Source organism: Duffyella gerundensis (assembly GCF_001517405.1).
GTDB classification, from domain to species: Bacteria; Pseudomonadota; Gammaproteobacteria; order Enterobacterales; family Enterobacteriaceae; genus Duffyella; species Duffyella gerundensis.
Map to the genome: position 1 here is coordinate 1,446,825 of NZ_LN907827.1, position 12,132 is coordinate 1,458,956.

Here is a 12,132-nt window from a genome sequence, read left to right on the forward strand (position 1 = left end):
AGTGGCAGCACGAAATGCGCCACTGTTTTCTTTCCACCAGATTCCACCAGACCTTAATGTAATGAGGGAAACGCGGCATGAAGAGACAGAAACGAGATCGCCTTGAACGAGCCCATTCACGTGGTTATCAAGCTGGCATCACAGGGCGCTCTAAAGAGATGTGCCCGTATCAAACAATTGATACGAAGTCTTACTGGTTGGGAGGTTGGCGACAAGCCATGGAGGACAGGACGGCTACGGCCGCGTAGTTGCTGTCTTCAAAGAAAACCTCCGCCAGAGCGGAGGTTTTTTAATTCAGAATGCCGTTGTGTCTTTGAACAGACCGACTTTCAGATCGGTGGCCGTATAGATAACGTGACCATCAACCAGCACTTCACCATCCGCCACACCCATCACCAGCTTACGGTTAATGACGCGCTTAAAGTGAATGCGATAAGAAACTTTTTTCGCGGTTGGCAAAACCTGACCGGTAAATTTCACTTCGCCCACGCCCAGCGCACGGCCTTTGCCTTCAGCGCCCAGCCAGCCGAGATAGAATCCTACCAGCTGCCACATCGCATCAAGGCCGAGGCAACCAGGCATCACCGGATCGTTGATAAAGTGGCAGCTAAAAAACCACAGGTCCGGATTGATATCCAGTTCAGCTTCCACAAAGCCTTTACCATAATTACCGCCGTCTTCCGTCATTTTGACAACGCGGTCCATCATGAGCATGTTGCCGGCAGGCAACGGCGGACCTTCAGCGCCGAAAAGTTCACCGCGTCCGGAAGCGATTAAATCTTCTTTCGAGTAGGATTCGCGTTTATCTACCATGTTTTAAATTGCCCTATTGTAGTGAGTTACGGAGGTTAGCTAACTGGCACAGGCTGATCAAGTTCAATCAGCGCGGTTAAACCAGTTCAACCACCGCAGCGGCCAGGGACGCTGGCGTGCGTCCAGCTGGTTAATTTGGGTAATGCGCTCCTGAATGCTCTGTAGCAAAGAGGGCGCTTTCTCATGTTGCCAGACAACACCGGTCAGCAACGGTAACGCTTCTTCTGCGCGATTCACTGCCCAGATCGAGAACTGTCCTTCACGCACCGCATTGACCACGTCGTCGCTGAGGCTGAGATGGCGCACATTACTGGCAGGAATGATGACGCCCTGTTTGCCGGAGAGCGTGCGCTGTTGGCAAATCTGGAAGAAGCCTTCAATTTTTTCATTCAGGCCGCCGACCGGCTGTACGTTGCCAAACTGATCGACCGAGCCGGTGACCGCCAGCTGTTGGTTAATAGGCTGCAAGGCCAGCGCGCTGATTAACGCACAAAGCTCAGCCAGCGAGGCGCTGTCACCGTCGACTTCAGAATAGGATTGCTCAAACACCAACGAAGCAGAGAAGGGCAGCTGTTGATCGAGTTCCAGTTCTGCGATCAGATAAGCCTGCATAATCATCATGCCTTTGGCATGAATATTCCCACCGAGCTCCGCTTTTCGCTCTACATCGGTAAATTCACCGTCGCCAGCATGCACCACGCAGCTTATACGGGAAGGTTCACCAAACGCGCGCGGATGGCCCGGAAACTCCACGACGGACAGCGCATTGATCTGACCAATCGCTTCGCCTTCGGTTTCAATCAGTACCTGGTCGAGCAAAATTTCATCGCGCATGCGATCGGCAAGGAAGCTTTCCCGCCATTCACGCGTCGCATAGGCTTCACTCAGGCTGGCAGCGGTAATTTCACCCTGTAACAGCGCGGCTTCACGCAGCTGCTGTGCCAGCCAGCATGGGCAGAGTGGTAGCGTTTCCTGATCGCCGGTATAGCGCGTACAGGCTTTAATCAGTGTTGGCCAGGCATCGACAGCCAAGGGCGGTAACGCATTACGTACAGCTACCTGCTGCACCCAGTTGCGCCAGGCGATGAGTTCTTCTTCATCAGCAATCTGCAGATTCTCTTCAAATTCGCTGTAAATCGCCTGAGTGCTGAGTTCGTATTCCATCTCCTGAAAATCAGCCAGCGCTTCACGCTCACCGCATAACACCAGGCGGAGCTGTAAAGGCATAGAGGGAATGGAAACAGGCAGCGGGCGATTGCTGTCAGGTGAGATCCAGCTAAACGTCTGCTGGGTCAGCATCGCCTTCAGACGGAGCCACATCACCGGCTGCGCCAGCAACGTACGCAGTGATAGCACCAACGTGCCACCATTAGCTTTATGCAACAATCCGGCTTCCAGTGAGATCTGGTTCTGGAAGATACGTACGCTACCGAACAGCTGATCGTCTTCAATCCAGTCGGCGTAGTGAATACCACCATTACTGACAAAGTCACCGGGTTCGTCATCCGCATCAGCCGCCTGCCAGCTGATAACCGGGCCATTAATATGATAATGGCCACCGTAACGCTGGTCGTCAGCTTCGGTGTGGCTTTCCAGCGCTTCGCTAATTAATTGCAGATATTCATACTGTTCACTACAACGTAATAACAACAGCGGGCAAGCGACCTGACTCGCCTGAACCAGCATCAGCGCATTAAACAGGCGAGGTTGCACGTCTGGCAAGGCGTCAGTGGAGTCATCGAAGGGCTGAGTAAACAGGTGGTGGTAACTGTCGGTATCAGGCTGTAGCGCGCGCCATGTAAGTTGGTTGCTGGTCAAAGTTATCGTATCAATCTGCATTATGAAAACCGTGATTATACTGGATTTCAGCGCGTTAAGCACCGTTGAGTTATTTTTTGCGGCATCTGCCGCAAGGATTTTTGATTGCCGCAAGCAGTAAAAAAACTGTTATTCTTAGTTTGTTACGTGTCCACGATGAGATTCCGATGAAATATCAGCAACTCGAAAATTTGGAAAGCGGCTGGAAATGGAAATACCTGGTCAAAAAACACCGGGAAGGGGAGCTGATTACGCGTTATGTGGAACACAGTGCGGCTCAGGAAGCGGTGAGGGTTCTGTTAACGATGGAGAATAATCCCGTCGAGGTGCTTGAGTGGATCAGCCAACACATCAATCCCGACCTTGATAACCGCATGAAGCAAACCATTCGTGCCAGGCGCAAACGTCACTTTAATGCTGAACATCAGCACACGCGTAAAAAGTCGATCGATCTGGAATATCTTGTCTGGCAGCGTTTGGCAGGATTGGCCCAGCGGCGTTCAGCGACGCTCTCCGAAACCATCGTGCAGTTGATTGAAGATGCGGAAAGAAAAGAGCGTTATGACAATCAAATGTCATCTTTAAAGAAGGACTTGAAAGATATTCTCGGTAAGCCGGACTAGCTGAACTGTTGACTCATGCAGGCGAAACAAGATTTCAGGCAATAAAAAACCCCGCGTAGGCGGGGTTTTTTTACGCTATAACATCTTAGCCCTGTGGCTGAGTTACAACGTCTTTGATGCCTTTAACTTCGATTTCTACACGACGATCCGGTGCCAGGCAATCGATCAGGGCATTACGGCCTTTCACGCTGTCACAGGTATTGCCGGTAACTGGGTTAGTTTCACCCATGCCACGTGCAGAAACTTTGTCAGAAGGGATACCTTTAGAGATCAGGTAATCAACAACAGACTGAGCACGTTTCTCAGACAGTTTCTGGTTGTACTGCTCTGAACCGATACGGTCGGTGTAACCCAGAACAACAACAGAGCCGTCTTTAGGATCCATTGAGCTCAGCTGAGTGTACAGCTGATCCAGTGCCTGCTGGCCTTCAGGCTTCAGAGTCGCCTTGTTGAAGGTAAACAGAACGTCTGATTTCAGAGTGAAACGCTTGGTTTCAACAACTGGAGCCGGAGCTGGTGTTGGAGCTGGTGCTGGAGCAGCAGCTTCTTCCTGACCAAAGCGGTAAGAAACACCTACGCTCAGCATGCCGTTGTCTGGACGAGTGCCCACGGTCTGTGCGTCGCCGATGTTGTTAACCCACTGGTAGTCCAGGCGAGTTGCCCAGTTCTGAGTCAGTGCGTATTCCAGACCAACTGCTGCCAGAGGTGAAACGCCGGTGTCGTGATCGCTGATGCGATTGCCGCCAACAACCTGCTGAGTTGAATCAGCACGCCACACCATACCACCCAGACGGGTGTAAACATCCAGGTCATCATTGATCGGGTAGCTTAATTTAGCTGCCAGCTGAATGCCCTGTGCTTTGAATGCGCCATTAACCTGGTTGCCTTTGTTAGGCATACGACCCAGCCAGTCATAACCCAGCTCGAAGCCCAGGTAAGGATTAGCCTGATAACCACCGAATGCACCGGCACCCAGTTGGCTTTCGTGAGTTGGGCCGTCGTTGTTTTGGTAACCGTTACCGTAGTAGCCAGTATCGTGATACTGAGACCAGCCCAGTTTAGCACCGGTGTACCAGGTGTCATCTTTAGGGGCGGCCTGCGCTACGGTAGCGAAGCCAGCCAGTGCCACTGCAATTGCGATAGCTGTCTTTTTCATTTTTGCGCCTCGTTATCATCCAAATAGGCAATGAGCAAAAAAGTTGCTCTTGGTTTAATCCTTTGCCGGGTTTCTGCGCTCGATTGTTACTCTACCGTCTAAAAAAGCGGAGGTTATTGAGCACCCTGGCGAGATAAAGTCTACAACGTCATTGGAAACTTACAAGTATGATGTGAGGCGAGGTGGCAAAAAAACAGCGTTTTATACACAATTACTAACATTTGATTAAGGGAACTCTTCACTAACAATTCCCTCTAACGCTCGCTAACCCGTTGCCCGCTCTGGATCCGCGTGCATCAGAGAGATATTTGAGCAGATGATAAAATAAAAACTGGGACTGCTCTTATTTTTACTTAATGATACAAAGTCGACTGAATTTTTAGCTGATTTGTTGGTCTTGATGTCGCACGCAACGAAAGTTGTGGTCGCATTATTAACCCCAATGCCTGACCTTGCGCCGCAGCTTTATCCAGGCGAAGACGTTCATCCGGCGTAATATCCTGAGCAATCCAGCCCAAAACCACGCTGTAATTCCCGCTGCTTAATGCTTTAATCATCGCCTCAACCGAGGCAATCTGACTGGAAAGCGGGATCTGCATTATTTTATCCAGCGGTAAACCCGAACGCTGTAACCATTCACGATTCAACTTTTGCGGTGGCGTTAACCATAACTGCCAGCGTGACTGAGTGCTCAGTTGCTGAAGCAAAGGCAGTAAAAGTTGTTGAGTCATGCCTGAATGATCTTCACTGTAACTCAGTTCAGTTATCCAACCGGCAGATGGAGCAGAAGTTGATGCTGCATGCATAGTAGGCTGTCTGTAAGTTGAAGGTCGTATTTGGGTACGCATCGTTATCTACTCACCGTGTTACTGTATGGATGTACAGTAATGCGATCGCGAGCGAAGATCAACCATTAATTTCGGAAAACGGATCGCATTTTTTGATGAAAATAAATGCAATCGAAATTAATGATTGAACCCGTAACCAGAATTGCCTATTTTCACTAATGCTCTGTAAAACATGACGTTTTATGTAATTTCCTATGGAAGGACAGGTCAGCTATGAAAAACTCCCGTCACACAATCGAACAGTCTCAACGCATTCTCTCTCCGCTGGGCCGTATAGACGTACGCACCCAGTTTGGCGGTTACAGTCTCGCTGTTGAGCAGGTCGTTTTTGCTGTAGTCAGAGAAGATGAGCTCTATTTGCGCGCCTGCGAAGGTTTGCAATGTTATGTCATCGATAAGCAGATCCCACAGCTGATAATCCAGAAGCGCGGCATGCCCGTAGCGCTAAATTACTTCAAGGTTACGGATGAGATTTGGCAGGACGAAGAGCAGTTGTGCAGCCTGTCGCAATCTGCGCTGGAGGGAGCCAGACACGCGCGGCTTAGCAAGCAGCGCGAACAGCGGCTCAAAGACTTACCCAATCTTGGGTTAAGCCTGGAAACACAGCTGCGACAGGTTGGTATTTCCACCGTGCAGAGTCTGCGTGATGCCGGTGCTAAAAGCTGCTGGCTGCGACTCAAAGCGGTGAATAAGCATCTGGGCATTAACACGCTGTTCGCCTTACAGGGCGCTATAAGCGGTTATCACCAGGCTGCGCTACCGGAAGAGATACGTCAGGAGCTACAGGCCTGGTACCTGCTCGCGTTAACGCAGGGTGCATTGTCAGACAAACCTTCTGGCTAAACGACGTTGAGTTCACGTTTTAACTGAGCCAGTTCAGGCAGCAGAGCAATAATCAATCCCAGCTGTTGCAATACAAGGGGCGCTTTGCTTTCGCTACCGATCTCGAAGCTGTTAATCCTGAGATTGAGGTCAGCGAGCATTTTGTGTGCCCTTTCATTATCTCCGCTATTTTCCTGCAGCATAAGGTCAATTGCCTGTACCGCATCACCCAGCAATGTCAGCAGTTCGGCGTGATGAAGCTGTTCGCGATGAGCGCCAAGCGTTGAGACATAGCTTAAAAATGAGTGATTAAGACAGAGCAAACGGAAGGCTGCATCGCGCGATTGTTTGATCGCTTTAGGCTCAGTCGCCAGATTCGATACCACCGACGCCAGCTCAGCATCAGCATTGTGGGCATCACGGCGCGCGATACGGTAATCGAGACTGTTATCTTTACCTGCCTGATACTGATGATTAATGGCGTCGAGATAGCGACATCCGGCATGCAGTGCGCGTGATGCGACGGCATTAAGCGGACGAAAACGCCAGTCGGGCCAGATAACCACGACTGCCAGCCAGGCGATAAAGCAGCCGAGCAGCGTATCCACCACGCGCGGTAGTGCGACGGCGAACCCTTCGCCCAGCAGATTAAAACAGCATAATACCAGCAGGGTAATAAACATGGTGGCGTGTGCATACTGTATCAGGCGGAAAGAGAAAAACAGGACGCCGGTAATCACAATCAGAATCAGCTGGCCTTCAATAGAGGGTACCAGCCACAACACCGGCAGACCGATGGCCACACCCGCCAGCGTACCCACGATTCTCAGCGCCAGGCGTCGCTTGGTCGCATTGTAGTTGGGCTGGCAAACAAACAGACTGGTCAGCAAAATCCAGTAACCGCGATGCAGGCCTGTGAGCTGGATAAAAGCGTAGCCCACACAAAGTACGAAAGTCATGCGCACCGCATGGCGAAAAAGGGCGGACTGTGGCGAAAGATGCCGTCCCACGCGCAGGCGGACATCACTCCAGCCGGTTAATCCTTCGCTGGAAAGATGCGTATCGCCCTGTTGCCACGCCTGTTCAAGCACCTGTTCAGATTCAATAGTGGCTAATTGCGCATCAATAGCCTTCAGGTTAGTGAACAGATAGCGCAGCGCCTTGCGATCTTTGCCGGGAAGATTACGAGCCTCCAGCCGGGTCAGCGCGCTGTCGAGATGGGTAAAACTGCGCTCAAAGTGCGTATCATGCTGATAACGCTGGCGGCTGATGATCGCCTGTGACAATCGACGACACGCCTTAGCCTGCAGACTGAGAATGCGTTGAAAGCGGAACAACACTTCGCTGTTTTGCTCCTGCTGACGCAAAAGATGATACTGCGCATGCGACGAGCTGACGCGCTCGTGAATATCCTGCGCCACAAAGTAGTAATGCAACGTACGACGCGTGCTGCGCTGCCCGCGGTCGCCCCGCAGTCGGCTCTGAATGGACGCTTTGGTAATGTTGAGTTGCGTAACCAACTGGCTGTTGGCCATCGCTACGTCAATCAGTGCGGCGTCATCGGTATCGTCGCCATCCGGATCAAACAGCGAGGCTTTTGCTTCGAGGCTGTTTGCCAGCAACATATAGCTTTTTGCCATCTGTTCCTGCACAGGCCGAACCGGAAACAACATGTGACCAATTAACGTCAGCAGGTTATACCAGACAGCGCCAGTCAGAAGTAAAGCTGGCTGCATATACCACTCATCAAACAGGCCAATACCCAGCATGGTATACACAGCGATCAGTAGCGCACCAAAGGCGATGGTTGCATAACGTTGCCCGAGGGCACCGAGCAAGATAAATCCCCACGTTGAGAGTGCCAGTCCGAGCATGAACCAGATCGGCCAGGGGAACAGCAGTTCAACAGAGACGGAAGCAAGGCAGAAGCATAAAAGGGTAATGATGAGATTGCGCAGACGCCCGGTTAAGCGATCGTCAAGATCGGCGAGCGCAGCGGCTACGACGCCTAACGTTAGCGGAATTGTCCAGGTGACGCTGTTCAGCCACCAGGGCAGTGCCGCACAGCCGGTGAGTGCAATAAAAATGCGCAGGTTGTAGCGCCATGCACTGCTTAAAATAACGCTTTTTCCCAGGACGTCAGGCAATTTCATGCTGTTTACTCACGAATAACGGCGGCGGGCGTTGGCTTCACGCGCAGCACGTGCTTCTTCAACCGACACGACGCGTCTGCCCACCGGCCAGAGAGCAATCGCCGCAATTTTAAAATTGGCAATACCCACCGGAATACCAATGATTGAGATACATTGCGCAATGCCGACGGCGATATGGGAAATACAGAGCCACCAGCCGAAAAAAATTAGCCACAGCACATTGAGCAGCGTGCCAGCGGAATTAAACAGGGCGTTCTTGCTGTCCGGGCGAAGCTCATCAACGTGAACGGCTTCGTTGCCGTAGGGCAACAGAGAGAGCCTGGTGATTTCCCAACAGGAGCGAGTGAGAGGCAGGGTGAAAATAAATACGATGCTGACCACCGTCGCAAAAAGCCAGGCCAGCGTGGTGAAAAAACCGCCAAGAAAAAAGTTAAGGATATTCAGTACTGTTCGCATTGCATTACGTCCTTTTAGGAGTGATTTTTCATCTGAGATGCTTCGACAATTGTAACCTGTTTTAACGCTGGAGCGGTAAACTCCAGCCGGTTAAACTGTTGAGCAGATTATCTATCCGCAGCCATGGCCTGAATGAATGGAACTTAAAGCAACATCGATGGGGAAACGTCTCGCACAGCACCCTTACAATCGCGTCCGTCTGCTGACGGCCGGTGTTGAAGTTAGCGGTGATAAACATGAATACCTTATTCCGTTTAATCAGTTGCTCGCCATCAATTGCAAAAGGGGCATGGTGTGGGGGGAACTTGAATTTACCCTGCCGGAAGAGAAAGTGGTGCGATTGCATGGCACCGAGTGGCAGGAGACACAGCGTTTTTATCATCATTTGCTCCAGCACTGGCAGCGCTGGAGCCAGGAGATGAGCGATATTTCTGCTGCGGTATTACATGAAACCTGTGAAAAGATTTCACAGATTGAGCAGCAGGACGTCTGGCTCAGACAGGAAGCTCTGCATGAAATAGAGCGGGAGATTCAGCGTGCCTGTGGTGCCATTCCTTTGCCGGTAGAAAGAATGGCAGAGTTTCCGCATTGCATAGCGCCTTACGCTTCGTGTTGTCGTTGGCTGCAACAGGGCAAGGTGACCTTGAGCGATCGCAACAGTCGCTGGACTGAAAAAATGCTGAGGCAGTATGCGGATTTTTTCAGTCACGTCGAATCTTCTCCACTCAATCAGGCGCAGGCACAAGCGGTAGTCAATGGCGAAACGTCGCTGCTGGTGTTAGCGGGCGCAGGCAGTGGCAAAACCTCAGTGTTGGTGGCTCGGGCAGGCTGGCTGCTGTTACGCAAGCTTGCGCAACCAGAGCAAATTTTATTGCTCGCGTTTGGCCGCAAAACGGCTGATGAGATGAATACCCGCATCGCCTCTCAACTTCATCAGGACGCTATTCAGGCCAGAACATTTCACTCTCTTGCCTGCCACATCATTGAGCAGGGCAGCAATAAGATACCTAAAATCAGTCGGCTGGAAAGCGACGATGACGTTCGCCGCGCTCTGCTGATTTCCGTCTGGCAGCAGCAATGTAGTGAAAAAAAAGCGCATGCCAATGGCTGGCGTCAGTGGCTAACCACCGAGCTGAAGTGGCAGATTGATGAAGGCCCCTTCTGGGAAGACACCTGGCTCTGTCAACGGCTGGCGACCCGGCTGGAATATTGGATTGGACTGATGCGTATGCACGGCGGCGCGCAGAGCGCGATGATTGACGATGCGCCGGAGGCGGTACGCGAGCTATTCAGCAAGCGGATAAAATTGCTGGCACCCCTGATGAAAGCATGGAAAAGCGTATTGAAAGAAGAAGGTGCCGTGGATTTCTCCGGACTGATTCATCAGGCTATCGCCATCCTGGAAAAAGGGCGATTCATCAATCCGTGGAAACATATTCTGGTTGATGAACTACAGGATCTGTCGCCACAACGTGCCGCGCTGTTAAATGCGCTGCGTAAGCAGAACAAGCAAACGTCACTGTTTGCCGTTGGTGATGACTGGCAGGCTATTTATCGCTTTAACGGCGCAGAAATGACGCTGACCACCGCCTTTCATCACTATTTTGGGCAGGGCGATCGCGGCGTGCTGGATACTACCTATCGTTTTAACGAGCGTATTGGCGATATCGCCAATCGTTTTATTCAGCAAAATCCACAACAGCTGGTCAGACCGCTTCGTAGCCTGGTGAAAGGCAATAAAAAATCGATTTCACTGTTGCCAGATGAGCAACTGGAACCGCTCCTCGATAAGCTCAGCGGCTATGTTCAGCCCCAGGAGCGGGTATTGATACTGGCGCGTTATCACTATCTGCAGCCTGAGATTTTACAGAAAGCTAAAACGCGCTGGCCAAAAATGCAGCTGGAATTTATGACGATGCATGCCAGTAAAGGCCAGGAGGCTGATTATGTGCTGGTGTTAGGTTTGCAGAGCGGGGAGGGTGGATTCCCGGCCGCGGCAAGAGAATCGGTAATAGAGGAAGGACTGCTACCAGCGCCTGAGGCGTTCCCCGATGCCGAGGAACGCCGTTTAGCCTATGTGGCGATGACACGAGCCAGACAGCAGGTCTGGCTGCTCTATTCTCGTCAGCAGCCTTCAGTATTTGTTGATGAATTACACCGGCTTGGCGTGCCGCAACTGCGCAAGCCCTGAGGTCACTTCAGGCGGTCCGCCAGATAGCGCTGATAATCAGGGGTAGCGACATCCACCGCCAGCGCAAACAGCGGCGAATGAATAATAAAATCAGCGGTGGCACGATTGGTGGCAACCGGAATATTCCAGACGGTGGCAAGCCTGAGCAGTGCCTTAACATCGGGATCGTGTGGTACCGCATTCAGCGGATCCCAGAAGAAGATCAATACGTCAATTTTCCCTTCAGCGATCAATGCACCGACCTGCTGATCGCCGCCCATCGGCCCGCTGAGCATGGCGTTCACAGGCAGCCCGGTTTCACGCTGAATCAGGTTTCCGGTGGTGCCGGTGGCAAAAAGGGTATGCTGACTGAGCACCGCTTTATGCGTAGCGGTCCAATTTAACAACGATGATTTACAGTGATCGTGGGCAACAAGCGCGATCTGCTTGGCAGCAGCAAGGGTACGACTGGTCTGTTCCATTAACTTTCCCGAATAAAAGACGTTAGCAGCCTTCTGGCCAGAATAAGCCGACAGATTAACTCGTTCGCGGCGCTTTCATCCACAACAGAAGACGTTGGCGAGTCGCCAAATCAACCTGCTCCAGCCAAAGATGCAATACGCGCGAGGTGTGGTTGTCACGATAAACCAGCTCATCAGGCAGGGCAGGTTGGGGAAGCTGAGCAGCCACAGGCCGAGCAAAGCGGGCAACCGAAGCCACTTTGCCGTGGCCGTTATAGGTCATTAACGCCTGCTCAAGGTTACCATCCGGCATGGTGGGCAAATGATCGCGTCGGCTGGCGATTTCATTGCCTTTCTCATCGACCAGTTTGAAGGCGAGCGTTTTTTCGAACCGTCGACTTTCAGCCACTGAACGAAAAGCGGGCAGCTGAATAGAAATCGTTTTTGCTTCAGCTTTAAAGGTGACGATCAGCGGATCTGAGCGCCAGGCGACGCTTTTTTTGGATGACTCGTGAGACAGTGTTTTATCAATGCGAAAAAGAAATTGATGTTCGCCGCGTTCCAGCTCAAGACCATCGGCACCTTTAAGCAGTGAGCCAGAGATTTTGCGTCCGTCCAGCACCAGCAAATCAATGTCGGGATGAAGTTTTAGCGTAATAGCCAGGGTGGGTGCTGATAATAACAGTGCCATTAAGCCGACAAAAGCCAGACGCAAATTCATTGGTGCTCCGAAACATCCACAGGGCGGGTGTTAATGTATCAAACTCTTACATTATGCCATCATGTTAACATTTTAACACACTTATGCGTGC

General features: G+C 51.5%; 12 protein-coding genes. 4 read left to right on the forward strand and 8 right to left on the reverse strand.

The window, feature by feature from the left end:
- The first annotated feature begins 77 nt into the window (after window positions 1-77).
- On the forward strand, window positions 78-248 hold the full coding sequence (gene rmf / locus EM595_RS20610; RefSeq protein WP_071852493.1) for a ribosome modulation factor: 171 nt from the start codon (window positions 78-80) through the stop codon (window positions 246-248).
- Between the two features lie 46 nt (window positions 249-294).
- On the opposite strand, the gene fabA is transcribed toward rmf, so the two are convergent.
- Complete coding sequence (gene fabA, locus EM595_RS06595) at window positions 295-813, reverse strand: bifunctional 3-hydroxydecanoyl-ACP dehydratase/trans-2-decenoyl-ACP isomerase (protein WP_067429307.1); 519 nt, start codon at window positions 811-813, stop codon at window positions 295-297.
- Window positions 814-876: 63 nt separating this feature from the next.
- Entirely contained in the window at window positions 877-2,652 is a 1,776-nt protein-coding gene (locus EM595_RS06600; RefSeq protein WP_067429310.1) for an AAA family ATPase, read from the reverse strand.
- A 146-nt stretch (window positions 2,653-2,798) separates the two neighbouring features.
- Between EM595_RS06600 and matP the strand changes: the two genes are divergently transcribed.
- Window positions 2,799-3,254 carry a macrodomain Ter protein MatP gene (gene matP / locus EM595_RS06605; protein ID WP_067429313.1) on the forward strand — a complete coding sequence of 152 codons (456 nt, stop codon included), beginning with the start codon at window positions 2,799-2,801 and terminating at the stop codon, window positions 3,252-3,254.
- Window positions 3,255-3,339: 85 nt separating this feature from the next.
- Here the strand turns inward: matP and ompA are convergent, their stop codons facing one another.
- Together ompA and sulA are read right to left on the reverse strand one after the other, a co-directional pair.
- Window positions 3,340-4,410, reverse strand: coding sequence for a porin OmpA (ompA, locus tag EM595_RS06610; RefSeq protein WP_067429315.1), 1,071 nt, complete (start codon window positions 4,408-4,410; stop codon window positions 3,340-3,342).
- A gap of 353 nt (window positions 4,411-4,763) precedes the next feature.
- Entirely contained in the window at window positions 4,764-5,258 is a 495-nt protein-coding gene (gene sulA / locus EM595_RS06615) for an SOS-induced cell division inhibitor SulA (protein WP_067429318.1), read from the reverse strand.
- Between the two features lie 213 nt (window positions 5,259-5,471).
- Between sulA and EM595_RS06620 the strand changes: the two genes are divergently transcribed.
- Entirely contained in the window at window positions 5,472-6,101 is a 630-nt protein-coding gene (locus tag EM595_RS06620) for a TfoX/Sxy family DNA transformation protein (protein WP_067429321.1), read from the forward strand.
- Here the strand turns inward: EM595_RS06620 and yccS are convergent.
- Together yccS and EM595_RS06630 are read right to left on the reverse strand one after the other, a co-directional pair.
- Window positions 6,098-8,233 carry a YccS family putative transporter gene (yccS, locus tag EM595_RS06625; protein ID WP_067429324.1) on the reverse strand — a complete coding sequence of 712 codons (2,136 nt, stop codon included), beginning with the start codon at window positions 8,231-8,233 and terminating at the stop codon, window positions 6,098-6,100. The genes EM595_RS06620 and yccS overlap by 4 nt on opposite strands.
- 9 nt (window positions 8,234-8,242) lie before the next feature.
- On the reverse strand, window positions 8,243-8,689 hold the full coding sequence (locus tag EM595_RS06630) for a YccF domain-containing protein (protein ID WP_067429327.1): 447 nt from the start codon (window positions 8,687-8,689) through the stop codon (window positions 8,243-8,245).
- 136 nt (window positions 8,690-8,825) lie between these two features.
- Between EM595_RS06630 and helD the strand changes: the two genes are divergently transcribed.
- Complete coding sequence (gene helD / locus EM595_RS06635; protein WP_067429330.1) at window positions 8,826-10,880, forward strand: DNA helicase IV; 2,055 nt, start codon at window positions 8,826-8,828, stop codon at window positions 10,878-10,880.
- 2 nt (window positions 10,881-10,882) lie between these two features.
- On the opposite strand, the gene EM595_RS06640 is transcribed toward helD, so the two are convergent.
- Window positions 10,883-11,341, reverse strand: coding sequence for a methylglyoxal synthase (locus tag EM595_RS06640; protein ID WP_067429333.1), 459 nt, complete (start codon window positions 11,339-11,341; stop codon window positions 10,883-10,885).
- Between the two features lie 55 nt (window positions 11,342-11,396).
- Window positions 11,397-12,041, reverse strand: a complete 645-nt coding sequence (locus tag EM595_RS06645) for a YccT family protein (RefSeq protein ID WP_067429336.1) — start codon at window positions 12,039-12,041, stop codon at window positions 11,397-11,399.
- Window positions 12,042-12,132: the final 91 nt, after the last annotated feature.